Origin of the sequence: Pseudarthrobacter siccitolerans (assembly GCF_001046895.1) — a bacterium.
Classification (GTDB): Bacteria; Actinomycetota; Actinomycetes; order Actinomycetales; family Micrococcaceae; genus Arthrobacter; species Arthrobacter siccitolerans.
In genome coordinates this window covers 41,758-65,037 of record NZ_CAQI01000049.1, presented here as the reverse complement: position 1 = coordinate 65,037, position 23,280 = coordinate 41,758, and the positions used below count along the sequence as shown (strand labels likewise).

Here is a 23,280-nt window from a genome sequence, read left to right as displayed (position 1 = left end):
GCCGGACCGATGCCGGCTGCTGACGCTCCGGTGAAAGGATGGATCAATGACTGCGACCCTTGTTGCCAAGGACGTTTCCGGCGGTCACGACCACCGGCAGCTCTTCTCCCGGCTCTCCCTGACCGTTGCACCCGGCGACGTGGTGGGCGTTGTGGGTGCCAACGGTGCCGGCAAATCCACCCTGCTGCGGCTCCTGGCCGGCGTCGACCAACCGCAGGACGGAACCGTCAGCCTCGCCCCGGCAGATGCCTTCGTGGGCTGGCTTCCGCAGGAACACGAGCGCGTTCCGGGTGAAACCGTAGGCGGCTACATAGCCCGGCGGACCGGTTGCGCCGAGGCGACCGCCGAGATGGAAGCCACCGCCGAGGCCCTGGGTTCCGGCGCTCCCGGGGCCGATGACGCCTACTCCCGGGCATTCGACCGCTGGATGGCCTCAGGTGCCGCGGACCTTGACGAACGTATTCCTGCCGTCCTGGCCGAGCTGGGCCTTGAAACAGGTGCGGATGCCGTGATGACCGGCCTGTCCGGCGGACAGGCCGCCCGGGTGGCGTTGGCGGCCCTGCTGCTCAGCCGGTTCGACGTGGTGCTCCTGGACGAACCCACGAATGACCTGGACCTGGCCGGCCTGGCGAAGCTGGAGGATTTTGTCCGCGGCCTGCGCGGCGGCGTTGTGCTGGTCAGCCACGACCGGGAGTTCCTGGCCCGCTGCGTCACCACCGTGGTGGAGCTGGACCTGGCGCAGAATTCGGTGGCAGTTTACGACGGCGGCTACGACGCCTTCCTGGAGGAACGCGCCGTTGCCCGGCGGCATGCGCGCGAGAAATTCGAAGAGTTTGCCGCCACCAAGGCGGACCTGGTGTCACGGGCAAGGACCCAGCGCGAATGGAGTTCGCAGGGCGTACGGAACGCCATGAAGAAAAACCCGGACAACGACAAGATCCGCCGGGCAGCCAGCACCGAGTCTTCCGAGAAGCAGGCCCAGAAGGTCCGGCAGATGGAATCGCGGATTGCCCGGCTGGATGTGGTGGAAGAACCCCGCAAGGAATGGCAGCTCCAGTTCTCCATCGGCCAGGCCCCACGCTCCAGCTCCGTGGTGGCCACCCTGCGGGACGCAGTGGTGCGGCAGGGCAGTTTCACCCTGGGCCCGGTGAACCTCCAGCTCAACGCAGGGGAGCGCATCGGCATCACAGGCCCTAACGGGGCCGGCAAGTCCACCCTGCTCCGCCTCTTGCTGGGCAGCATCGAGCCGGAGTCCGGCAGTGCTGCGATGGGTGCCTCGGTTGCCATCGGGGAAATCGACCAGGCGCGCGGACTCCTGGCCGGCCATCTTGCGCTGGCGGATGCGGTGGAAACGGTCCTGGTGGACCTGACCCCTGCGGAGGTTCGGACGCTGCTGGCCAAGTTCGGCCTCAAGGCGGACCACACAGCCAGGACCATTGATTCGCTGTCCCCGGGCGAACGCACCCGGGCCGCCCTGGCCCTGCTGCAGGCGCGCGGGGTGAATCTCCTTGTCCTGGACGAGCCAACCAACCACCTCGACCTGCCGGCCATCGAGCAGCTCGAGGAAGCGCTGGAAAGCTACGAGGGCGCCCTGCTGCTGGTCACGCACGACCGGCGGCTGCTCGAAAACGTGCGGCTGGATGTACGTTGGAATGTCGAGAACGGAAAGGTAGAGGAGCAGCAGCAATGAGCATGGAAGGGGTGGCCTGGAACTCCCTGTACAAAATCACCCGGGCCAAAAGCGGTTCCCAACCCTTCTCCAGGGCCACGCTGAAGCGCGTCCTGGGCTTTGCGCGGCCGCACCGCGGCAGGCTGCTGGCCTTTGTGGCGTTCTCCATCGTGATGGCGTTCCTGGCGGTGGCAACCCCTGTCCTGGCAGGGCAGGTGGTGGACGCGATCGTTGCCAAGGCCGGCGTGGAGGAAGTGGCGCGCCTCGCGGTGCTGATCGCCGTCGTCGCTGTTGCCGAAGCAGGCCTGGGGCTGGTGAGCCGCTGGCTGTCCTCCACTATCGGCGAAGGCGTCATCGTGGACCTGCGCACCAAGGTCTTCGACCATGTGCAGAAAATGCCTATCGCGTTCTTCACCCGGACCCGCACGGGCGCCCTGGTCAGCAGGCTGAACAACGATGTCATCGGCGCGCAGTCCGCTTTCGCCGGCACCCTCTCCGGGGTTGTCAGCAATGTGGTGGCGCTGATCCTCACGCTCGTGGTGATGCTGGGGACTTCCTGGCAGGTAACCGTCCTGGCCATGATCCTGCTGCCGGTGTTCCTCATCCCTGCGCGGCGGATGGGCTCAAAGCTGGCTGACCTGCGCCGCGAAGCCGCCGAACACAACGCCGCCATGGGCACGCAGATGACCGAACGGTTCTCCGCCCCGGGCGCCACGCTGGTGAAGCTCTTCGGCCGGCCCGACGAGGAGTCCCGCGAATTTGCCGTCCGCGCCGGCCGCGTCCGGGATATCGGCGTCCGCACCGCCATGCTGCAGTTCACCTTCGTGACAGCCCTGACGCTGGTCTCCGCGCTCGCCCTGGCCCTGGTGTACGGACTGGGCGGCTGGTTTGCCATTACCGGGCAGCTGGCGGCCGGCGACGTGGTGGTGCTGGCACTGCTGCTCACCCGGCTCTATGCTCCGCTGACGGCCCTGTCCAACGCCCGGGTGGAAATCATGAGTGCCCTGGTCAGTTTTGAACGGGTTTTTGAAATCCTGGACCTCAAGCCGCTGATCCAGCAGAAGCCGGACGCTGTGCCGGTTCCGCCGGGCCCGGTCTCCGTGGAGTTCGACGACGTCCGCTTTGCCTACCCTTCGGCGGACAAGGTGTCGCTTGCCTCGCTGGAGGAGGTGTCCACGCTGGACACCCGCGGCGGCGAAGAGGTGCTGCATGGCATCAGCTTCCGGGTTGAGCCGGGGCAGACGGTGGCGCTGGTGGGCTCTTCCGGCGCCGGAAAATCCACCATTGCCCAATTGCTTGCCCGGCTTTACGACGTCGATTCCGGCGCCGTGCGCCTGGGGGGAACCACGGCGGGCGCCGGCCTTGATGTCCGCGACGCCACCTTCGATTCCCTCCGGGATACCTTGGGCATGGTGACGCAGGACGGACACCTCTTCCACGAAACCATTGCCTCCAACCTCCGGCTGGCCAAGCCCGGCGCCACCGAGGAGGACATGTGGGAGGTCATCCGGCAGGCCCGGCTCGAAACGATGATCCGGTCACTGCCTGACGGGCTGGACACGATGGTGGGTGAACGAGGCTACCGGCTCTCCGGCGGGGAACGGCAGCGGCTGACCATCGCACGGCTTCTCATCGCCCAGCCCCGCGTTGTCATCCTGGACGAGGCGACCGCTGCGCTGGACTCCACCAATGAGGCGGCCGTGCAGGCGGCCCTGGGCGCGGCGCTCGAGGGGCGCACCGCCGTCGTCATCGCCCACAGGCTGTCCACCATCCGTGCAGCCGACGCGATCCTGGTGGTGGAAGACGGCCGGATTGTGGAGCGCGGCACGCACACCGAACTGCTGGCCGCCGAAGGCCGGTATGCCGAGCTCTACCGGACGCAGTTCGCCGAAGCCACCGCAGTGGTGCAGGAAGCAGTTCCGGAGTTTTAGTTTTCCCGCGGCTTTTTCAGCACCGGACCGTCAGGCCTGCGGCCTCGGGCCTGGCGCGCATTCAGGCCAGGCGGGCCAGTTCGGGCAGGATATGGTCCGTCAGCAGCGGGGCAAGGTCGCCGGGCAGCTCAGCGCCGCCGTCCAGGGCAGCCAGGTCCAGCCACCGGATCTCCGCGATCTCGGCGGAGGGGTGGGCGTCCCACGTGCCCGGAGCCATAAACACGGTCGCCTCGATATCCGTCGCTGCCTCATTGGCGGCTTCGGCGATCCAAACGCCCATCAGCTGAAGTTCGCCGGGATCAAGGATGATGCCCACCTCCTCAGCCAGCTCCCGGGCAGCGGCCTGGACGGCGCTTTCGCCGGCCTCGGGTTTGCCGCCGGGGTGCATAAACATGGCGGTCCCGCGTTTCCTGACAGTCAGGAGCCGGCCGGCGTTGTCAAAGACGCAGACGGCCGAGACCACGATGCGGTTCTTCATTCTTCCCGCCCGTGCCGCCGGAGGAGCCGTGATGTCAGCAGGAGGTCCTTCCGCGGGCCGGTGACGTCCCAGCTGTAGCTGAAGCTGTTGGCATCCCCGAAAGTGTAGGCAACGCGGTAGGTGTCGGGATCGCACCAGTGTTGATCCAGGTTCGCCGCCGGCGTGAAACTCATGCTGTGGAAGGGGCGGGCGTCCGGGAAGAAGACGTCCAGCGTGTCAGGGCGGGCCGTGGATTTCAGCACGTATTCGCGGGTGGCCGGGCCGGTAAAAGCAGGCCAGCGCATGGTGCCTTCCTCACGAAGGGTCAGGCCGCCGTCGTCCCCGGGAACAAAATGGACGACGCCGGCGAAGGTTCCGCGGGTGCCGGTGGCGCGGTCCAGCAAGTCACGCTGGACGGTCCACAGGCCTGGTTTCCGGGCAGTACCCGGCCCCAGCAGGTAGGTGCGGAGTTCGAACTCCGGGGGAGGAACGTTCAAGTGCCCTCGATTGGAATCGAACCAACGACACCGGCTTTAGGAGAGCCGTGCTCTATCCACTGAGCTACGAGGGCGCGCGTCCGTTGGATCGGCAGGGCCGGCCGGGCTGGACACGGATACAAGCATACAAGGTGCGGAGCCGTACTACGCTCAAGGCATGAGTTCAGCGCCGTCCACATCGTCAGCCGCTGCCGTTATTCCGGACACCACCTCCACGCGGCAGTACATCGGGGCGTGGTCGGTGCTCAGCGTGCTGCAGTATTTCGCGGCGGAGGCTGCCGTGATCCTGGCCTGGGCAGGCCCGCAGCCCTACGACCTGCGCACGGGTTACATCAGTGACCTTGGTGCCTTGCACTGCGGTGTCTTTGACGGCCGCGCGGTGTGTTCGCCGCTCAACTGGCTGATGAACGCCTCCTTTGTGGTCCAGGGACTCGGGATGCTTTTGGGCGCGATCCTGCTGAGTTCGGGCTTGTTGTGCGTGGCCGCCTTGGCCGGGGCCCGGGTGCAGGCGGGGCGGCGGCGACCGTGGCTCGCGGCTGCCTGGGTGCGCCTGCTGACCGGAACCGCCGGGGCCGGGACTGTCATCGTGGGGCTCGTACCGGAGGACGCCGGGTCCGGCTGGCACTACACCGGTGCCCTGATGTACTTCATCGCCGGGGCGGCGGCACTGCTGGTCCTGGGGTTCCTCTGGCTGCGGAAAACCGCCATGGCGTGGTTCATCCTGGCCTGCGGTGCTGTTTCGCTGGCAGCCTTGGTAACCGGCGGGCTGACCCGGATGGTTGTGCCGGAACCTGGCACGCTGGAACGGCTTATGGGCTACCCGGTCACCGTGGGCATGGCCGCGGCCGGTCTGGTCATCGCCCAGCGCGTGCACCGGCACCGGAAACAGGTCCGCGCCGCAGCCGCGCTGGGGTCGGGGCCGCTCTAGGCTTCGGTTGCTTTGGGCTTCCGCGTCCTGAGGAGCACGGCGGCTGCGCCGGCGAGGAGGCTCAGGACCAGCAGGACCCAGCCGGCTACGGTGAGGCCGGACGCGAGGGCCACCTGGCCGGCGTCGGGGTTTCCTGACGCCAGCACGCCGTCGATGGCCACGTTGGCCCAGAGCCGGACCACAACAAAAAGCAGCGGAAGCGCCCACAGCGCCCAGCGCAATGCCTTCCTGGCAACGCTTGTCCCGATCAACAGCAGCCAGGTGAACCCGAAGATCAGCGGGAACAGGGTGCCGGCCGTTTTGTGGACGTAGTTGAGCTGGCCGCGGGCATCCGTATCCATCTCCGCCTGCAGCTGGCTGATGTACGCGGGATCGAAGCCGCCGATGAGCGAGTCCGGCATAGCCAGGCTGCCCGCGGTGAGCTGCCGCAGCTGGTCCAGGGTGAGCAGGTGCAGGTACCAGAACAGGAACAGGCTGGCCACCACGCCGGCGATCAGGATCAGGGTGCCGTTGTTCTCCGCCTTCTGCGGGGTGCGGCTGGTGGTGGGATTCACCACGGGCGGAAGGTGGTGCTGCGGTACAGCCGCCTTGGCGCCGTGCTTCTTGATCCGCTGGGCAGGGGTTTTGGCCATGGCACCATTATCCCGCCCCATAAACTGAAGCCATGACCATTGGCCGGCACAGTGCTGTTGAACTTGACCCCTCCCTGGACGACTACGACCTGGCGGCGGCCCTGGTCCGCGAAGCCGGGCAGCTGGCGTTGCTGATGCGGATGGCGGGCCTGCAGTCCGAACAGAAGACGTCAGTGTCAGATGTTGTGACAGCTGCCGACCACGCGGCCGAGGCCTACGTGCTGGAGCAGCTGCGGCGTTGCCGGCCGGACGACGGCATTCTGGGCGAGGAAGGCGCGTCGGTCCAGGGGACCAGCGGCCGGACCTGGGTGATTGATCCGGTGGACGGCACCTACAATTTCCTCCATGGCTCAACCTATTGGTGCTCGGCAATCGCCCTGAAGGATTCCTCGGACGTGCTGCTCGGAGCCATCTTCCAGCCGGAGGAGGACAAGCTTTGGCTTGGTGGCAGGGCACGCCCGGCCACGCTGAACGGCGAAACCCTCAGGGTGTTCCACAACGACCGGGGTGCGCGCAACAGCACCGCCGTGGCGGAGCTGGGGGCCGCAACATACATCCACCCGAGCTGGCTGATGGATCCGCTGTGTGCCATGCCCTGGCACGCTGCCGCCACGTCCGCCGCCGCGCTGCGCATGCTCGGTTCGGGTTCCTGCGACCTGGGCCGTGTGGCAGACGGGGCGCTGGGATGCTGGTTCCAGCACAGCTGCCCGGAGTGGGACTGGCTCCCGGGCAAAGCGATCGTCCGGGCCGCCGGCGGTGCGGTGGACACCGTCCGCGTGAACGGCCTGGAGTGGTTCTTGGCCGGCGGAACGACGGCGGTACGGGAGTTGCGTGCCGCCCTGGAGTCGGGCTCGGTGGCATAGCCTTTTTCCCGGTCCCCCTGTGGATAACGTCCCGTAATCCACAGGCTGGAGCTGGCTGTCGGTCCCACCGCCTAGACTTGTAGGCACCATGGATATGTTGTTTGACCCGTACTCTGACGGACCCTTCAAAGCCGCTCCCACCGCCGCTGCCCGCACTAAGTCGCCTTCCGAGGGCGCAGCTGCGGCTCCGGGGACGGGCGGCAGCGTCCGGATGGACCGGGCGCCGGAAGGGCAGGCACATCGCGGCCACCGCATGGATCCTGCCAAGCTCCTGGAGGGGCTCAACCCCCAGCAGGAGGAAGCCGTCAAGCACGCCGGTTCCGCGCTGCTGATCGTCGCCGGCGCCGGTTCGGGAAAAACCCGGGTGCTCAGCAACAGGATCGCCTACCTGATCGCTACCGGCCGGGCGCACCACGGCGAAATCCTGGCCATCACCTTCACGAACAAGGCCGCCGCGGAAATGCGGGAACGCATCGAGAAGCTCGTGGGCGGCCGGGCCAAGATCATGTGGATCTCCACCTTCCACTCATCCTGCGTCCGCATCCTCCGGCAGGAGGCGGCCAATGTGGGGCTGAAATCGAACTTCTCCATCTACGACTCCGCCGACTCCCTGCGGCTGGTCACCCAGGTCTCCAAAGCCCTTGATGTGGACCCCAAGAAGTTTGCGCCGAAGGCGATCCAGCACAAGATCTCCGCGCTGAAGAACGAACTTGTCGATGCCGATTCGTTCGCCTCCGCCGCCAACTACAACGATCCTTTCGAGCAGGCCGTTGCCGATGTCTTCAAGGGCTACACGCAGCGCCTGCGGCAGGCGAACGCCATGGACTTCGACGACCTCATCGCCGAGACCGTTTACATGTTCCGCGCCTTCCCTGCCCTCGCTGAGTCCTACCGTCGCCGGTTCCGGCACGTGCTGGTGGACGAATACCAGGACACCAACCACGCCCAATACTCGCTGGTCCGCGAAATCGTGGGGGAGGGTCCCGGGGCGTCCGAGCTGACCGTGGTGGGTGACTCGGACCAGTCCATCTACGCCTTCCGCGGCGCGGACATCCGCAACATCGTGGAGTTCGAAAAGGACTACCCCGAGGCACGGACCATCAAGCTGGAGCAGAACTACCGGTCTACCCAGAACATCCTCAGCGCGGCCAACTCCGTCATCTCACGGAACCCCAACCGTCCGGAGAAGCGGCTGTGGACCGCCGAGGGTGAGGGCCACAAGATCATCGGTTACGTGGGCGAGAACGAGCACGACGAAGCCCAATTCATTGCCAAGGAAATTGACCGGCTCCAGGACGAGGACAACCTCCGCCCGGGAGATGTCGCAATTTTCTACCGGACCAACGCCCAGTCGCGCTCCATCGAGGACGTGCTGGTCCGCGTGGGCCTGCCGTACAAGGTGGTGGGCGGCACGCGCTTCTACGAGCGCAAGGAGATCAAAGACGCCCTCGCCTATCTGCGCGTCCTGGTCAATCCGGACGACGACGTCAACCTGCGCCGGGTGCTCAACGAGCCAAAGCGCGGGATTGGCGACCGCGCCGAGGGCGCCGTGGCCGCGCTGGCCCAGCGGGAACGGATCTCATTCATGGCTGCAGCCCGCCGTGCTGAACAGGCTCCGGGCATGGCAACCCGGTCCGTAAACGCGGTCCTCGGGTTTGTGAAGCTGCTGGATGACCTGGCGGAGGTGGCGGCAGGCTCGGGCGCGGCGGCGGCGCTGGAAGCCGTCCTGGAGCAGACCGGTTACCTGGCCGCGCTGCGTTCCAGCACCGATCCGCAGGACGAGTCGCGGGTGGAAAACCTGGCGGAACTCGTCGCCGTGGTCCGTGAATACGAGCAGGAGAACCCGGAAGGATCACTGGAGGCCTTCCTGGAACAGGTGTCCCTGGTGGCCGACGCCGACCAGATCCCCGACGCCCCGGGAGCGGACATTGATGCAGCCGTCGCCGAGGCAAAGCGGCTTGGCGTGGTCACCCTCATGACGCTGCACACCGCCAAGGGCCTCGAATTCCCGGTGGTGTTCCTGACCGGCATGGAACACGGGCTGTTCCCGCACCAGCGCTCGGCTACCGATCCGAAAGAGCTGGCGGAGGAACGCCGGCTGGCCTACGTGGGCCTCACCCGCGCCCGCAAGCGGCTCTATGTCACCCGTTCCGAGGTCCGCAGCATGTGGGGGCAAAGCCAGTACAACCCCGCCAGCCAGTTCCTGGAGGAGATTCCCGCTGAACTCCTTGAGTGGAAGCGTGAAGGAACCAGCAGGCAGTCCAACTGGGGCGGCGGGTCCATCAGTTCGGGCCGCTACAGCGGATCCTTCTGGGGCGCCGGAACTTCCCGCGGTGCTGCCGCCGACCCGTCAGCCGGCTTCAACGCCGACGTCCCCGCCGTCATCGCCCGGAACCGGGTGCAGCCGCAGAAAGAGATCGTCGCCGTCAGTGTGGGGGACAAGGTCAACCACACAAGCTTTGGCAACGGGACCGTCCTGGCACTCGAGGGAGCCGGGGACAAAACTGTCGCCAAGGTGAAGTTCGACGTCGGCGAAAAACGGCTGCTGCTGCGGTACGCGCCGCTCACCAAGCTCGACGCCTAGAAGGAGGCCGGACCAGGTCCGCCCTTGTCCGGCCCGCCCGGCGGGTTTACAGTTCAGGAACCTTTTCCCAGCAGCCGTAAACAACAAAACGGAGCGGGCCGTGAAGATTCTGTTTGCCAGCCAGGCCATCGACGGCCATTTCAACCCCATGACCGGGGTGGCAATGGAGCTCACCAAACGCGGGCACGATGTCCGCTGGTACACCGGTCCCGTCCTGGCAGACAAGCTCCACGAGCTCGGGATTCCGCTGTTTCCTTATAAGCGGGCCATCGAGCACCGCGCCGACAACCTCACCGAGCTGTATCCGGAACGCGCCAGGCTGAAAGGGCCGCGCGCCATTGGCTTCGACGGGGAGAAAATCTTCGCCAGCAACATCAGCAGCTTCTTCGAGGACATCCGGGAACTGGACCGGGACTTTCCGTTCGATGTCCTGGTGGCCGACACTTCCATGTTCATCCACCGGCTCGTCGCGCACCTGATGGGGAAGCGGGTGGTGGGCTTTGTGGTGATTCCCAATATGGAAAGCGACCCGCTGGTGCCTCCGCTCTTCTTTGGCTTCCTCCCGGCCCGGAACCTGGGAGAGAAGGCCCTGCAGGCCGCGGCCGGGCTGCTGTCCGACAAGGTCATCCTCCGGCCCGCCAGCCAAAGCTACCGGCGGCAGCACGCGTTCTACGGGCAGGAGGTGCCCAAAGGGGGCCGGCTCACCGACGAGCCCTACCGGTGCTCTGACGCCGTTATCCAAACCGGCCCCAGGTCACTGGACTTCCCGCGGCGCAGGGACAACCCCAAAGTCCGGTACGTCGGAGCGCTACTGCCCTACCGGCTTCCGCGGGCTGCTGTTCCTGACGCCCGCGCTGAAGATTTTGCCAACACAGTTGTGGTCACCCAGGGCACGGTCGACAACCTGGACCCGAACAAGCTCATCGTTCCCACGATCGAGGCCCTGAAGGGCGCGGACATCCTGGTGCTGGTGGCGACGGCAGGCCGCGGAACGGCGGAACTGCGCCAACGCTATCCGCAGCCGAACATCCGGATCCATGGCTACATCGATTTTGCGGCCGTCTTCGAATTCTCGGACGTTTTTGTCACCAACGGCGGGTTTGGCGGAGTCCAGCTCGCACTTTCCAAGGGAGTCCCCCTGGTGGCGTCAGGGCTCAACGAGGGAAAGAACGATGTCAACGCACGGGTTGAGTACGCCGGAGTGGGCATTAACCTGCGGACAGACAACCCCTCAGCGCAGAGCATCGGCAAGGCCGTCAACAGCATCCTGGCGGACCCGGCATGGAAGCGCCGGGCGCAGCAGATGCGCCGGGATTTTGGTTCAAACAACCCTGCGGAGGCGGCGGCCGATGTGGTTGAAGACGTACTCGGCAACAGGTAAAGCACCGCCGTAAAGCATAATGGGGCGCATGCGACGGACTGTTCTGGGGGTCTTCGCCGCCCTCATCCTGGCGGCGGCCACTGCCTGCACCATCACCACCCAGGATCCCGGCTACGTCCCGCCGCCACCGCTGCCGCCTCTCAAACAGCTGGAACAGGCCGCTTTGGTGGACGCCAAAAACTTTGCCAACGGCGATGGGGTGATCTCTTTCATCACTGAAGACCGGACCGTTGCCTGTTCCCTGACGTCAGCCAGGGGCGAGCACGTGAACCTGCCGTACGAGCAGAACAACTTCGATGATTCGGCCAACAACAAACTCGCAACGGTGCCGGTGGCGCACTGCGAACTTGCCACGTACCCGCAGCCTAAGGCGGGGGACGCGAAGGACGACTGCGCAGGAACCAACCTCGGCTACCTGGGCGGCGTTGTACTGCTCACCCCGGACAGCGCCCGGTACGGCGAATGCCGCTCCGGCGTCACACAAATGGAGGCAACTTACGGCCCCAAAGGAAGCAAGGCGGGGGAGATTGCCCAGCTTGAGGTGCTGGGGGAGGGGCAGAACCTCGAAGGGAACGGACTGCGCTGTTCGGCCTACAACGGCGGGGTGGCGTGCGGAAACGTCTCCGCCGGCGTCGGATTCTTTGTTTCCCCGGAGCATTACGAGCTTATTTCCGGGTCTTCCGGAAGTGCCTCCCCGGCCCCGGCAGAAGGCTCAAAAACCTCGTAAATCCGCGGTTTTTCTACGCTCCATAGAATAGTGTGCTTACTCACATAAGCGGTAGTCTTGGACGGGCCGGTCCCTTCAAAGGACTAGAGTTCCCAGTGGAGCATCACGCCGCGTGGCTCGTTTCCAACAGGCCGCCGGTGCGTGCAATTCCGCAGCCCGGTCATCGTCTTCGATGGTGTCCGACTGTACAGAAACTACTTCGACGTAGAAGGACACTAAACCGTGGACCTGTTTGAATACCAGGCGCGCGATATGTTCGAGGCGCACGGTGTACCCGTGCTTGCCGGCATCGTGGCGCACACCCCAGAAGAAGCAAAGGCAGCTGCCGAGAAGATCGGCGGCGTAACTGTCGTCAAAGCACAGGTCAAGGTTGGCGGCCGCGGCAAGGCCGGCGGCGTCAAGGTCGCAAAGTCCGCTGACGAGGCACTTGAGCACGCCACCAACATCCTGGGCATGGACATCAAGGGCCACACTGTCAACAAGGTGATGATCGCCCAGGGTGCTGACATCGCCGAGGAATACTACTTCTCCGTCCTCCTGGACCGGGCCAACCGCAACTACCTGGCCATGTGCTCGGTCGAGGGCGGCATGGAAATCGAACAGCTCGCCGTCGAACGCCCCGAAGCGCTGGCCAAGATCGCCATCGACCCCGCTGTGGGCATTGACCAGGCCAAGGCAGACGAAATCGTCGCAGCCGCCGGCTTCGCTGAGGAACTCCGCGGCAAGGTGGCCGACGTGATCCTCAAGCTCTGGGACGTCTTCAAGAAGGAAGACGCCACCCTCGTAGAGGTCAACCCGCTCGTCAAGACCGGCGCCGGCGAGATCGTGGCCCTGGACGGCAAGGTCTCGCTCGACGAGAACGCCGACTTCCGCCACGCCAAGCACGCCCTCCTTGAGGACAAGGACGCAGCCGACCCGCTTGAGGCCAAGGCAAAGGCGCAGGACCTCAACTACGTCAAGCTCGACGGCGAAGTGGGCATCATCGGAAACGGTGCAGGCCTGGTCATGTCCACCCTGGACGTCGTTGCCTACGCCGGCGAAAACCACGGCAACGTCAAGCCCGCAAACTTCCTGGACATCGGCGGCGGAGCCTCTGCTGAGGTCATGGCCGCCGGCCTGGACGTCATCCTCGGCGACGAGCAGGTCAAGTCCGTCTTCGTCAACGTCTTCGGTGGCATCACCGCCTGTGACGCCGTAGCCAAGGGCATCGTCGGCGCGCTGGCCGAGCTCGGCCACACCGCCAACAAGCCGCTGGTGGTCCGCCTCGACGGCAACAACGTCGAAGAAGGCCGCCGCATCCTGAACGAGGCCAACCACCCGCTGGTTACCCTGGCCGCCACCATGGACGAGGGCGCCGACAAGGCCGCCGAGCTCGCCAACGCAGCGAAGTAAAGGGACGCGACAATGTCTATCTACCTCAACAAAGACTCCAAGGTCATCGTCCAGGGCATCACCGGCGGCGAAGGCACCAAGCACACCGCCCTGATGCTCAAGGCCGGCACCAACATCGTTGGCGGCGTCAACGCCCGCAAGGCCGGCACCACGGTCCTCCACGGCGACGACGAAATCAACGTCTACGGCACCGTCAAGGAAGCCATCGCGGAAACCGGCGCTGACGTTTCCATCGTCTTCGTGCCGCCGGCATTCACCAAGAACGCTGTTGTGGAAGCCATCGAAGCCGGCATCGGCCTCGTTGTGGTCATCACCGAAGGCGTGCCGGTCCAGGACTCCGCCGAGTTCTGGGCACTGGCCCAGTCCAAGCTGGACGCCGACGGCAACCAGGTGACCCGCATCATCGGCCCGAACTGCCCCGGCATCATCACCCCGGGCGAGGCGTTGGTGGGCATCACCCCGGCCAACATCACGGGCAAGGGCCCCATCGGCCTGGTCTCCAAGTCAGGCACGCTGACCTACCAGATGATGTACGAACTGCGCGACCTCGGCTTCTCCACCGCCATCGGCATCGGCGGCGACCCCATCATCGGCACCACGCACATCGACGCCCTGGCCGCGTTCGAGGCTGACCCCGAGACCAAGGCGATCGTGATGATCGGCGAAATCGGCGGCGACGCCGAAGAGCGCGCAGCCGACTTCATCAAGGCCAACGTCACCAAGCCGGTCGTCGGCTACGTGGCAGGCTTCACGGCTCCCGAAGGCAAGACCATGGGCCACGCCGGCGCCATCGTCTCCGGTTCCGCCGGAACCGCACAGGCCAAGAAAGAAGCCCTCGAGGCTGCAGGCGTGAAGGTCGGCAAGACGCCGTCCGAGACCGCCAAGCTGCTGCGCGAAGTCTACGCAGCGCTCTAGGCTTTACGAGCAACCAGCGCGGGGTCACTTCCCGCCCGTTCCACGCAGTGGGATGGGTGCGAGGTGACCCCGCGTCGCTGTTTAAGCGCGTTGCTGTTCAGGTACGACGACGGCAGGTCACCTTTCCGGGAAAGGTGACCTGCCGTCGTCGTACTTTTTTGTCTAGACCTTGGCGCCGCTGAGCAGCTCGTCCAGGCGCTCGTAGCCTTCGCTCATGCCGCCCTCCATTCCGGACTGCGCCATGCCGTCCCGCGCCTCCTGGCTGGGGTAGACGGAGTGGCCGCGCAGCCGCGTCCGGCCGTTGCCGAGGTCCTCGAACGTCATGAATTCCAGGCTGACCACATCCGGGTACCCGCCGAATTCAAAGGTTTGGATGGCGAACTCGTTTTCGCGGACGGTGTGGAAGATGCCCTTGAACTCGTAGGGCACGCCCTCGGGACCGGTGTGCAGGTAGCTGTAGCTGCCGCCTGTGCGGAAATCGTAGTGGTCGATGTCCATCTTGTAGCCGCGCGGCCCCAGCCACTGGACAATCAGGTCCGGCTCCTTGTGGGCGCGGAACACGTCCGCGAGCGGGAAATCAAACTCGCGCTCGTAATCGATGAAGGGGACGCCCTCAGGAACGCTGAGTTTCAGGGAATTGCTCATGATGACTCCTTGGGTTTGTCGCTGCTGCCCGCAGCGTTTGATCTAAGTACGGCGTCGAGGCTGCGGAACTGCCCTTCCCGGACCAGCCTGTACTGGTCGATCCAGGCGGTGAGGGCCTCAAGCCGTGCCGGGTTCAGGTGGACGGGCCTGCGCTGCGCATCCCTGGTCCGGGTCACCAGTTCCGCCTGCTCGAGTACCTGGATATGTTTCGAGACCGCCTGTTTGGAGATCGCGAACGGTTCTGCCAACTCATTAACCGTGGCCGGGCCCCGGCTGAGCCGGGCGATAATGCTCCGCCGCACGGGGTCGGCCAGGGCCATAAAGGCCGAGTCCAGTGCCGCGCTTTCGAAGCTCATGATCGACCTCTTCTAATCAACTCTCTTGTTTATCAACCTGTTGGTTGTTTAATGATATGCCCTTGGTGGGCAGCTTCAATAGTTTCAGCCTTGTTTGTCAATGCCAGAGTTTGTTATTATGTCAGGACAAACTGCAAAAGGAGAAGCTCGATGCCACTGGTCCGTATTGACCTCAATGAAGGCCGGTCCGTGGAGGACCTGCAGCGGCTTAGCCGCGGGATCCATGACGCGATCCTCGCCGAATATGGCATCCCGGAACGCGACTACTTCCATATCCTTACCGAACATCCGCGGGGGCAGATCGTCGCGCAGGATGCGGGCCTGGGCTTCGAGCGGGCCGGGGGAGTGGTGCTGATCCAGATCTTTACCCAGGGCGGACGCACCCAGGAGGCGAAGCAGCGCCTGTTCGCTGCGGTCGCCGATGAATTGTCGGCGGCTGGGGTTGCCGGGGAGGACGTTTTTATCGGCTATGTCGAAAACGGCGCGGGCGACTGGTCATTCGGCTTCGGCCGGGCGCAGTACATTACGGGGGAGTTGGCGGTCCCCAAAAAGTAGTTTCCTCCGCCCTTCTCCGAAGTTGCGGGAGGGCGAAAGTTTCGTTGTAAGTATGTCATTACAAACCTTTGACAGGACATTCATTCTAGGGCAAAGTAGTGCCTGTGGCCCGCACCACGGCCTGCCAGTCCAGGAACTCCTGCCGCTCAAAGGACCCGAGTTCCACACCAGAAAGGTCCACGATCACCGTGACCCACGAGCTTCTTACGATCGGGCGCATCAGCGTTGATATCTACCCGAACGACATCGGGGTTGGCCTGGAGGATGTCAATTCCTTCGGTAAATACCTGGGCGGTTCACCGTCGAACGTTGCCGTTGCCGCCGCCCGATACGGACGACGGACCGGAGTCATCACCCGCACGGGGGATGACCCGTTCGGCGAGTACCTGCACCGCGAGCTGCGCAAGTTCAACGTCGATGACACCTTCGTGTCCCCGGTGAAGGAGTATCCGACGGCGGTCACGTTCTGCGCGATCAAGCCGGCGACAGACGAGTTTCCGCTGTACTTCTACGGCCGGTTCCCCACCGCGCCGGACCTGCAGATCGAGGCTGGGGAACTTGACCTGGACGCCATCCGGGAAGCCGGGATCTTCTGGTCCACCGTGACCGGCCTGTGCCAGGAGCCGAGCCGCAGCGCCCACATCGCCGCCCATAAAGCCCGCCCCCGGACCGGCCTGAAAGAGGGCCAGTTCACCATCCTGGACCTGGACTACCGGCCCATGTTCTGGGCTTCGGAGGAGCAGGCCCGCGCCGAGGTCGCCAAGATCCTCCCCCAGGTCACCGTTGCCATCGGCAATGACAAGGAATGCGCCGTGGCCGTAGGTGAAGGCACCCCTGATGAGCAAGCAGACCGGCTCCTGGCAGCCGGCGTGGAAATCGCCGTCGTCAAACTCGGCCCTGAAGGTGTCATGGCAAAGACCCGTACAGAGCGTGTAGTTTCCGCCCCTGTTCCCGTGGAGACCCTCAACGGCCTGGGTGCCGGTGACTCCTTCGGCGGCGCCTTCTGCCACGGGCTGCTCTCCGGTTGGCCGCTTGCCCGTGTCCTGGACTACGCCAACGCCGCAGGCGCCATCGTCGCCTCCCGCCTCTCGTGCGCCGATGCCATGCCGACCCCGGACGAAGTTACCTCGCTGTTGGCCGAACGCGGCCGTCCGGTTCCCGGCACCGGGGCTGCCGGCTCCGAGGCCAATGCCCAGCTTGCCGTTGAAGGAGCAACGCTGTGACTCTCACCCCGATTGCCCCGAACAATTCCGTGGACGACGATCCGCGCCGCTACGAGCACCTGAGCACCATCCGGCTCGAAGACCCGGAAGCCGTGGCCCGCGCCGCCAAGTCCCGGCGCCGCCACCCCGGCCTCAAGGCGGGCCGGCAAAACTTCATCGTCGCCGCCGACCACCCCGCCCGCGGCGCCCTTGCCGTCGGCAGCGACCCGGTGGCGATGGCCGACCGGCGGCAGCTGCTGGACCGGTTGCAGATCGCGCTCGCCAACCCCGCCGTCGACGGAGTCCTGGCGTCCCCGGACATCATGGACGACCTTCTGCTGCTGGGCGCACTTGACGGCAAGCTCGTGTTTGGTTCGATGAACCGCGGCGGACTGTCCGGGCTGGTCAACGAGATCGACGACCGGTTCACCGGCCACACGGCCGCTGCGCTGGAAGCCCTCGGGGCTGATGGCGGCAAGATGCTCACCCGGATCTGCCTGGCCGACCGGGACACCGTTGCTACCTTGGAAGCCACCGCGAAGGCTATTGATTCGCTCGCGGAGCGGAAGCTGATCGCCATGGTGGAGCCGTTCCTGTCTATCCGCGAGAACGGCAAAGTCCGCAACGACTTGTCCACCAACGCGGTGATCAAGTCCATCGCTATCGCGGAGGGCCTGGGATCAACCAGCGCCTACACCTGGATGAAGCTTCCCGTGGTAGCCGAAATGGAACGCGTTATGGCCGCCACCACCATGCCCACCGTTCTGCTGGGCGGGGACCCCGACGGCAGCCAGGACGAAATCTTCGCCACCTGGCAGTCCGCCCTGGCGCTTCCCGGCGTCCAGGGCCTCACCGTGGGCCGGACCCTGCTTTACCCTGCCGACGGGGACGTCGCAGGCGCTGTCGCCAGCGCTGCCTCGCTCCTGCACCACACCACCGAAATCCCGGAGTAAGAATCATGGGCATAACAAAAGGAACGCGCAGAATGACGGTGGCCCAGGCCGTTGTCGAATACCTTTCCAAGCAGTACACCGTGGACTCGGTCAACGGCGTTGACTACCGTGAGCGGCTCATTCCGGGCACGTTCGGTATTTTTGGACACGGCAACGTCGCAGGCGTTGGCCAAGCGTTAAAGCAGTACCAGCAGCTGGATCCGGCCATCATGCCGTACTACCAGGGCCGGAACGAACAGGCCCAGGTCCACCAGGCCGTCGGCTACGCCCGGCACACCCGCCGCCGCCAGACCTACGCGATCAGCACCTCCATCGGCCCCGGCTCCTCGAACCTGCTCACCGGCGCCGCACTCGCCACCACCAACAGGCTTCCCGTGCTGCTGCTGCCCTCCGACACGTTCGCCACCCGCGCTGCGGACCCGGTGCTCCAGCAACTGGAACAGCCCTACGCCTACGACATCACCGTCAACGACGCGTTCCGGCCGCTTTCCAAGTTCTTCGACCGGGTCAACCGGCCCGAGCAGCTGTTCTCTGCCTTCCACCACGGGCTGCGCGTCCTCACCGACCCGGCAGAAACCGGTGCCGTCACCATCTCGCTGCCGCAGGACGTCCAGGCAGAGGCATTCGACGTTCCCGAGGAATTCCTGGCTGAACGGGACTGGCGGATCCGCCGGCCGGACGCGGACGACGACGACATCACCCGCGCCGCCGCTGCCATCCGTGCCGCCAAACGGCCGCTGATTATTGCCGGCGGCGGTGTCCTGTACGCCTACGCCAATGATGAACTGGCCAAATTCGCCGAGCTGACGGGCATCCCGGTGGGGAACACACAGGCCGGCGTCGGCGTCCTGCCCTGGGACCACCAGTTCTCCCTCGGAGCCATCGGCTCCACCGGCACGACGGCGGCTAACGCCATCGCAGCCGAGGCGGACCTGATCATCGGCATCGGCACCCGGTACGAGGACTTCACCACCGCGTCGCGGACCGCGTTCCAGAACCCGAACGTGAAGTTCATCAATATCAACGTGGCTGCGATCGATGCGTACAAGCACGGCACCACGCTCCCGATCGTGGCCGACGCCCGCAAGGCACTGGTGAAGCTCAACGCAGCGCTGGGCGGCTACCGTGTGGGTGCCGACCTGGAGCAGAAAATCGCTGCCGAGAAGGAGCGCTGGGACGCCACCGTGGATGCCGCTTTCGATACGCGCTACACGCCCCTGCCGGCGCAAAACGAAATCATCGGCGCCACCTCCCGGGCCATGGACGCCCGCGACGTGGTCATCTGCGCGGCCGGGTCCCTGCCCGGTGACCTGCACAAGATGTGGCGGGTCCGGAATCCGTTCGGCTACCACGTCGAATATGCCTACTCCTGCATGGGTTACGAAATCCCCGGTGGCCTCGGCGTGAAGCGCGCGGCACTGGCCGAAGCCGCCAGTACGACGGCGGACGGCGGCACTGACGGGACTGGCAGCACCGGGGTGCGGGACGTCGTCGTGATGGTAGGGGACGGCTCCTACCTGATGATGCACACCGAACTGGTCACCGCCGTCGCCGAGCGGATCAAGCTGATCGTGGTCCTGATCCAGAACCACGGCTACGCGTCCATCGGCTCGCTCTCCGAATCCCTCGGTTCGCAGCGGTTCGGTACGCAGTACCGGGCCCTGAACAAGGACCAGCACAGCTTCGACGACGGCGAGACCCTGCCGGTGGACCTGGCCCTGAACGCCGAGTCGCTGGGTGTAAGGGTCATCCGGATCGAACCGGGCGAGAAGGTCGTCGCTGAACTCGAGCAGGCCATCCGCGATGCGAAGGCTGCTCCGGAAGGAACAGGGCCCATCCTGATCCACGTCGAGTCCGATCCGCTCCTGGACGCACCGTCCTCCGAGTCCTGGTGGGACGTCCCCGTCTCCCAGGTCTCCGAACTGGAAACCACCCGGCAGGCCTTCCAGACGTACACCGACCACAAGAACCGCCAGCGCAAACTGCTCGGCTGACACCCCCTCCTGACCCACTCAAGGAAGAGTCCTTCATGACTGCCACGACCACTGAGACCACCGTCATCAACCACTTCATCAACGGCGCCGAAACCGCCGGCGGGGGTGACCGCACCACGCCGGTCTACAATCCGGCCACCGGTGCCGTGTCCGCCACCCTGCGCCTGGCCAACCGTGCCGACCTGGACGCCACCGTCGCCGCCGCCCGCAAAGCCGCCGACACCTGGGGCGACATTTCCCTGGCCAAGCGCACCGCGGTCCTGTTCAAGTTCCGCGAACTGGTCGCCGCCCACGTGGACGATCTTGCTGCCCTGATAACCGCCGAGCACGGCAAGGTCCTTTCCGATGCAAAGGGCGAAATCGGCCGCGGCCTGGAGGTCATCGAATATGCCTGCGGGATCCCCAGCCTGGTCAAGGGCGACTACTCGGACCAGGTCTCCACCGGCATCGACGTCTTCTCCTTCCGTGAGCCCCTCGGCGTGGTCGCCGGCATCACCCCGTTCAACTTCCCCGTGATGGTGCCGCTGTGGATGGCCCCGATGGCCATCGCCACCGGCAACGCGTTCATCCTCAAGCCCTCCGAACGCGACCCTTCCGCGTCCCTGCTGCTGGCCAAGCTCTGGAAGCAGGCCGGTCTGCCCGACGGCGTGTTCCAGGTCCTGCACGGCGACAAGGAAACCGTTGATGGCCTGCTGACCCACCCGGATGTGGATGGCATCTCCTTCGTTGGTTCCACGCCGATCGCCCAGTACGTCCACGAAACTGCCACCAAGCACGGCAAGCGCGTCCAGGCCCTGGGCGGGGCAAAGAACCACGCCATCGTGATGCCCGACGCCGACCTGGACAACGCAGCCGACCACTTGGCCGCCGCCGCTTTCGGCTCCGCCGGCGAACGCTGCATGGCCATCTCAGTCGCCGTCGCCGTCGGGGACGCCGCCGACCTCATCGTCAAGAAGGTCGAAGAACGGGCCCTCGCCGTCAAGGTCAACAACGGCACCGAGCCCGACGCCGAAATGGGCCCGGTCATCACCCCCGCCTCCAAGGATCGCATCGTCAGGATCGTCACCGAAGCTGAAGCCGCCGGGGCAGCGATGGTGGTGGACGGCCGCGACCTGGTAGTCCCCGGCCACGAGGACGGCTTCTGGGTGGGTCCCACCGTCATCGACCACGTGAAGACGGAAATGACCGCCTACACCGAGGAAATCTTCGGTCCGGTCCTCGTGGTGGTCCGCGTCGACACCCTCGAAGACGGCATTAAGCTCATCAACGCCAACCCGTACGGCAACGGCACCGCCATCTTCACCTCCTCGGGCGCAGCAGCCCGCACGTTCCAGCGCTCCGTCACTGTGGGCATGATCGGCATTAACGTGCCCCTGCCCGTTCCGGTGGCCTACCACTCCTTCGGCGGCTGGAAGGCGTCCCTCTTCGGCGACAAGCACATCTACGGTCCCGAAGGCGTAAGCTTCTACACCCGCGGCAAGGTCATCACGTCCCGCTGGCCCGAAACGCACCATGCCTCCGGCGCCTCCTACAACTTCCCCTCGAACTGATCCCTACCGCCACCCTCGAGGCAGACACAAGGATTGAGAAATGACTGAGAACAAACTGATTATTGGCACGGCGCCGGACTCCTGGGGCGTATGGTTCCCGGATGACCCCAAGCAGACCCCCTGGGAACGCTTCCTGGACGAAGTGGCCGAGTCCGGCTACAAGTGGATCGAACTGGGTCCCTACGGCTACTTGCCCACGGACCCTGCCCGCCTGGCGGAAGAGCTCAAGGCCCGCGATCTGCAGATCTCCGCCGGTACTGTATTCACGGCGTTCCACCGCGGCCTGGACCAGTGGGAAACCGCCTGGGAACCGGCCCGGAAGGTGGCCGAACTGACGGCAGCGATGGGCGGCGAGCACATTGTGGTGATTCCGGCCATGTGGCGCGACGACGTCACGGGCGAAGCCGTGGAAAGCGGCACCCTGAGCGAGAATGCCTGGAGCGACCTGTTCACCGGACACAACCGCCTGGGTAAGACCCTGCTGGAGGACTTCGGCCTGAAGCAGCAGTTCCACTCCCACGCCGACTCCCACGTGGGCGCGCAGGAGGACATTGAAACGCTGCTCGGCGCAACGGACCCGCAATACCTGAACCTGTGCCTGGACACCGGCCACGCTGAATACTGCGGCGCCTCAAGCCTGGAACTGATCAAGAACTACCCGGACCGGATCGGCTACCTGCACCTGAAGCAGATCAACCCGGAGATTCTGAAAAAGGTCAACGAGGAAAACATGACCTGGGCCGCCGCGAACCTGGCCGGCGTGATGACCGAACCCCCGAACGGGCTGCCGGACCTTCGCGCGGTCATCCAAGCCGTGGAAGCCCTCGACCGGCCCATCTTTGGCATCGTGGAGCAGGACATGTATCCCGTCGCCTTCGACGTGCCGATGCCCATCGCTAAGCGCACCCGCAACTACCTGCTGTCCTGCGGCTCCCGTACCGCCGTCAGCTAACCCCGCGACTTCGAGACTAAAAGGACGAAAACAATGAGTGAAAACCTTCGAGTCGCCGTCATCGGCGCAGGCCGCATGGGTGCCGACCACATCCAGCGCCTCCACAAGCGCATTCACGGAGCTGAAGTTGCCGCCGTCGTCGACGTTGACCTGGCCCGTGCGCAAGCTGCCATCGAAGGCATCCCGGGTGCCGTTGCCCTGGCCGATGCTGACGAGGCCCTGAACAACGGCGACGTCAACGCCGTCCTGATCGCCACCCCCGGTTTCCTGCACGAGGACATCCTGTTCAAGGCCATCGCCAAAGACATCCCGATCCTTTGCGAGAAGCCCCTCACCCCCGATGCCGAATCCTCCTGGAAGATCGTCCAGGCTGAGGTTGAGCTGGGCCATAAGCGCATCCAGGTCGGGTTCATGCGCCGCTTCGACGCCGAATACGCCTCGTTGGGCAAGATCATCCGTGACCACGAACTGGGCGAACTGCTGATGCTCCACCACCAGCACCGCAACCCGAGCACGCCTGAGGGTTTCACGAATGAGATGCTCATCAACGATTCCGTGGTCCATGAGTTCGACGCCATCCGCTTCTTCACCGGCGAGGAAATCACTTCCGTGCAGGTCCGGCTGGGCAAGGCCACGAAAAACGCACCCTCCGGCCAGCACGACCCCCAGCACGTCCTGCTGGAGACCGAGTCCGGTGTCCTGGCAGACGTCGAAATCTATGTCAACGCCAAATTCGGGTACGAGGTGGCCACCCAGGCCTCCTTCGAAGAGGGCATTATCAGCATCGGCGGTGACAAGGGACCCTACACCCGCAGCGCCGGCCGTTGGGGCGGCAACGTCACTCCAGGTTTCGAGGAGCGCTTCGGCGCCGCTTACGACGTCGAGATCCAGTCCTGGGTGGACGCGGCACTGAAGGGCGAGATCGGCGGCCCCTCCGCCTGGGACGGATACGCCACGGCAGCCTGCTGCGAAGCCGGCGTCGAAGCCCAGAAGAACGGCGAAAAGGTGGCGGTCAAGCTCGCGGCAAAGCCCGACCTCTACAACTAGCCCCTAGGAGTTTTTGTCCACATATGCAGACTTTCAGGCCCATTAGCCCT

21 protein-coding genes and 1 tRNA gene are annotated in these 23,280 nt (G+C 65.2%); 16 read left to right on the top strand and 6 right to left on the bottom strand.

The annotated features are described in order from the left end of the window. The first annotated feature begins 46 nt into the window (after positions 1-46). Positions 47-1,690, top strand: coding sequence for an ABC-F family ATP-binding cassette domain-containing protein (locus ARTSIC4J27_RS16195; RefSeq protein ID WP_050056236.1), 1,644 nt, complete (start codon positions 47-49; stop codon positions 1,688-1,690). After that, on the top strand, positions 1,687-3,600 hold the full coding sequence (locus ARTSIC4J27_RS16190) for an ABC transporter ATP-binding protein (RefSeq protein WP_050056235.1): 1,914 nt from the start codon (positions 1,687-1,689) through the stop codon (positions 3,598-3,600). The genes ARTSIC4J27_RS16195 and ARTSIC4J27_RS16190 overlap by 4 nt, the downstream gene beginning before the upstream one ends. A 61-nt stretch (positions 3,601-3,661) precedes the next feature. On the opposite strand, the gene ARTSIC4J27_RS16185 is transcribed toward ARTSIC4J27_RS16190, so the two are convergent. The 3 genes from ARTSIC4J27_RS16185 to ARTSIC4J27_RS16175 form a co-directional block, all read right to left on the bottom strand. Continuing rightward, positions 3,662-4,078, bottom strand: a complete 417-nt coding sequence (locus ARTSIC4J27_RS16185) for an NUDIX hydrolase (RefSeq protein ID WP_050056234.1) — start codon at positions 4,076-4,078, stop codon at positions 3,662-3,664. Then, positions 4,075-4,554, bottom strand: coding sequence for a DUF6314 family protein (locus tag ARTSIC4J27_RS16180; RefSeq protein ID WP_200900846.1), 480 nt, complete (start codon positions 4,552-4,554; stop codon positions 4,075-4,077). Before ARTSIC4J27_RS16180 ends, ARTSIC4J27_RS16185 begins: the two co-directional genes overlap by 4 nt. A gap of 1 nt (position 4,555) precedes the next feature. Continuing rightward, positions 4,556-4,628 (bottom strand) — tRNA-Arg (locus ARTSIC4J27_RS16175). Between the two features lie 83 nt (positions 4,629-4,711). Here ARTSIC4J27_RS16175 and ARTSIC4J27_RS16170 point away from each other — a divergent pair. Beyond that, positions 4,712-5,482: a DUF998 domain-containing protein gene (locus ARTSIC4J27_RS16170; RefSeq protein WP_050056233.1), complete on the top strand. Its 771-nt coding sequence runs from the start codon at positions 4,712-4,714 to the stop codon at positions 5,480-5,482. On the opposite strand, the gene ARTSIC4J27_RS16165 is transcribed toward ARTSIC4J27_RS16170, so the two are convergent. Further along, positions 5,479-6,114, bottom strand: a complete 636-nt coding sequence (locus ARTSIC4J27_RS16165; RefSeq protein ID WP_050056232.1) for a hypothetical protein — start codon at positions 6,112-6,114, stop codon at positions 5,479-5,481. The genes ARTSIC4J27_RS16170 and ARTSIC4J27_RS16165 overlap by 4 nt on opposite strands. Before the next feature lie 32 nt (positions 6,115-6,146). Between ARTSIC4J27_RS16165 and ARTSIC4J27_RS16160 the strand changes: the two genes are divergently transcribed. From ARTSIC4J27_RS16160 to sucD, 6 genes are all read left to right on the top strand, one after another. Then, the gene (locus ARTSIC4J27_RS16160; protein ID WP_050056231.1) at positions 6,147-6,977 is read left to right on the top strand and encodes an inositol monophosphatase family protein; all 831 of its coding nucleotides are present in this window, start codon (positions 6,147-6,149) and stop codon (positions 6,975-6,977) included. A 94-nt stretch (positions 6,978-7,071) separates the two neighbouring features. Next, positions 7,072-9,561 carry a DNA helicase PcrA gene (gene pcrA / locus ARTSIC4J27_RS16155; protein ID WP_407681136.1) on the top strand — a complete coding sequence of 830 codons (2,490 nt, stop codon included), beginning with the start codon at positions 7,072-7,074 and terminating at the stop codon, positions 9,559-9,561. Between the two features lie 100 nt (positions 9,562-9,661). After that, a complete protein-coding gene (locus ARTSIC4J27_RS16150; RefSeq protein ID WP_050056229.1) occupies positions 9,662-10,942 on the top strand; it encodes a glycosyltransferase in 1,281 nt (426 codons plus the stop codon). Between the two features lie 19 nt (positions 10,943-10,961). Further along, positions 10,962-11,669: a hypothetical protein gene (locus tag ARTSIC4J27_RS16145; protein ID WP_050056228.1), complete on the top strand. Its 708-nt coding sequence runs from the start codon at positions 10,962-10,964 to the stop codon at positions 11,667-11,669. Positions 11,670-11,891: 222 nt separating this feature from the next. After that, positions 11,892-13,061, top strand: coding sequence for an ADP-forming succinate--CoA ligase subunit beta (gene sucC / locus ARTSIC4J27_RS16140; RefSeq protein WP_050056227.1), 1,170 nt, complete (start codon positions 11,892-11,894; stop codon positions 13,059-13,061). A 12-nt stretch (positions 13,062-13,073) separates the two neighbouring features. Continuing rightward, a complete protein-coding gene (sucD, locus tag ARTSIC4J27_RS16135; protein WP_050056226.1) occupies positions 13,074-13,976 on the top strand; it encodes a succinate--CoA ligase subunit alpha in 903 nt (300 codons plus the stop codon). 162 nt (positions 13,977-14,138) lie between these two features. Here sucD and ARTSIC4J27_RS16130 read toward each other — a convergent pair whose 3' ends face one another. Further along, positions 14,139-14,621: an SRPBCC family protein gene (locus ARTSIC4J27_RS16130; RefSeq protein ID WP_050056225.1), complete on the bottom strand. Its 483-nt coding sequence runs from the start codon at positions 14,619-14,621 to the stop codon at positions 14,139-14,141. Beyond that, positions 14,618-14,977 (bottom strand): ArsR/SmtB family transcription factor, encoded by a 360-nt coding sequence (locus ARTSIC4J27_RS16125; RefSeq protein ID WP_050056224.1) that lies wholly within the window; start codon positions 14,975-14,977, stop codon positions 14,618-14,620. Before ARTSIC4J27_RS16125 ends, ARTSIC4J27_RS16130 begins: the two co-directional genes overlap by 4 nt. A 150-nt stretch (positions 14,978-15,127) precedes the next feature. Here ARTSIC4J27_RS16125 and ARTSIC4J27_RS16120 point away from each other — a divergent pair, with 150 nt between their 5' ends. From ARTSIC4J27_RS16120 to ARTSIC4J27_RS16090, 7 genes are all read left to right on the top strand, one after another. Then, a complete protein-coding gene (locus ARTSIC4J27_RS16120; RefSeq protein ID WP_050056223.1) occupies positions 15,128-15,532 on the top strand; it encodes a tautomerase family protein in 405 nt (134 codons plus the stop codon). 188 nt (positions 15,533-15,720) lie between these two features. After that, a complete protein-coding gene (gene iolC, locus ARTSIC4J27_RS16115; RefSeq protein WP_050056222.1) occupies positions 15,721-16,755 on the top strand; it encodes a 5-dehydro-2-deoxygluconokinase in 1,035 nt (344 codons plus the stop codon). Next, complete coding sequence (locus ARTSIC4J27_RS16110) at positions 16,752-17,687, top strand: Cgl0159 family (beta/alpha)8-fold protein (protein WP_050056221.1); 936 nt, start codon at positions 16,752-16,754, stop codon at positions 17,685-17,687. The genes iolC and ARTSIC4J27_RS16110 overlap by 4 nt, the downstream gene beginning before the upstream one ends. Before the next feature lie 32 nt (positions 17,688-17,719). Further along, positions 17,720-19,681, top strand: coding sequence for a 3D-(3,5/4)-trihydroxycyclohexane-1,2-dione acylhydrolase (decyclizing) (iolD, locus tag ARTSIC4J27_RS16105; protein ID WP_050056220.1), 1,962 nt, complete (start codon positions 17,720-17,722; stop codon positions 19,679-19,681). 35 nt (positions 19,682-19,716) lie between these two features. Beyond that, on the top strand, positions 19,717-21,231 hold the full coding sequence (locus ARTSIC4J27_RS16100; RefSeq protein ID WP_050056219.1) for a CoA-acylating methylmalonate-semialdehyde dehydrogenase: 1,515 nt from the start codon (positions 19,717-19,719) through the stop codon (positions 21,229-21,231). A 40-nt stretch (positions 21,232-21,271) separates the two neighbouring features. Further along, positions 21,272-22,183 (top strand): sugar phosphate isomerase/epimerase family protein, encoded by a 912-nt coding sequence (locus ARTSIC4J27_RS16095; protein ID WP_050056218.1) that lies wholly within the window; start codon positions 21,272-21,274, stop codon positions 22,181-22,183. Positions 22,184-22,216: 33 nt separating this feature from the next. Next, complete coding sequence (locus ARTSIC4J27_RS16090; RefSeq protein WP_050056217.1) at positions 22,217-23,230, top strand: Gfo/Idh/MocA family protein; 1,014 nt, start codon at positions 22,217-22,219, stop codon at positions 23,228-23,230. Positions 23,231-23,280 lie beyond the last annotated feature (50 nt).

Excerpts from the sequence above, each read along its gene's own strand:
- ARTSIC4J27_RS16090 (WP_050056217.1), top strand. The coding sequence starts at position 22,217 with ATGAGTGAAAACCTTCGAGTCGCCGTCATCGGCGCAGGCCGCATGGGT.
- ARTSIC4J27_RS16195 (WP_050056236.1), top strand. The coding sequence starts at position 47 with ATGACTGCGACCCTTGTTGCCAAGGACGTTTCCGGCGGTCACGACCAC.
- ARTSIC4J27_RS16130 (WP_050056225.1), bottom strand. The coding sequence starts at position 14,621 with ATGAGCAATTCCCTGAAACTCAGCGTTCCTGAGGGCGTCCCCTTCATC.
- ARTSIC4J27_RS16165 (WP_050056232.1), bottom strand. The coding sequence starts at position 6,114 with ATGGCCAAAACCCCTGCCCAGCGGATCAAGAAGCACGGCGCCAAGGCG.
- ARTSIC4J27_RS16185 (WP_050056234.1), bottom strand. The coding sequence starts at position 4,078 with ATGAAGAACCGCATCGTGGTCTCGGCCGTCTGCGTCTTTGACAACGCC.
- ARTSIC4J27_RS16125 (WP_050056224.1), bottom strand. The coding sequence starts at position 14,977 with ATGAGCTTCGAAAGCGCGGCACTGGACTCGGCCTTTATGGCCCTGGCC.
- iolD (WP_050056220.1), top strand. The coding sequence starts at position 17,720 with ATGACGGTGGCCCAGGCCGTTGTCGAATACCTTTCCAAGCAGTACACC.
- ARTSIC4J27_RS16145 (WP_050056228.1), top strand. The coding sequence starts at position 10,962 with ATGGGGCGCATGCGACGGACTGTTCTGGGGGTCTTCGCCGCCCTCATC.
- ARTSIC4J27_RS16190 (WP_050056235.1), top strand. The coding sequence starts at position 1,687 with ATGAGCATGGAAGGGGTGGCCTGGAACTCCCTGTACAAAATCACCCGG.
- ARTSIC4J27_RS16120 (WP_050056223.1), top strand. The coding sequence starts at position 15,128 with ATGCCACTGGTCCGTATTGACCTCAATGAAGGCCGGTCCGTGGAGGAC.
- ARTSIC4J27_RS16160 (WP_050056231.1), top strand. The coding sequence starts at position 6,147 with ATGACCATTGGCCGGCACAGTGCTGTTGAACTTGACCCCTCCCTGGAC.
- ARTSIC4J27_RS16095 (WP_050056218.1), top strand. The coding sequence starts at position 21,272 with ATGACTGAGAACAAACTGATTATTGGCACGGCGCCGGACTCCTGGGGC.
- ARTSIC4J27_RS16170 (WP_050056233.1), top strand. The coding sequence starts at position 4,712 with ATGAGTTCAGCGCCGTCCACATCGTCAGCCGCTGCCGTTATTCCGGAC.
- pcrA (WP_407681136.1), top strand. The coding sequence starts at position 7,072 with ATGTTGTTTGACCCGTACTCTGACGGACCCTTCAAAGCCGCTCCCACC.
- ARTSIC4J27_RS16100 (WP_050056219.1), top strand. The coding sequence starts at position 19,717 with ATGACTGCCACGACCACTGAGACCACCGTCATCAACCACTTCATCAAC.
- sucD (WP_050056226.1), top strand. The coding sequence starts at position 13,074 with ATGTCTATCTACCTCAACAAAGACTCCAAGGTCATCGTCCAGGGCATC.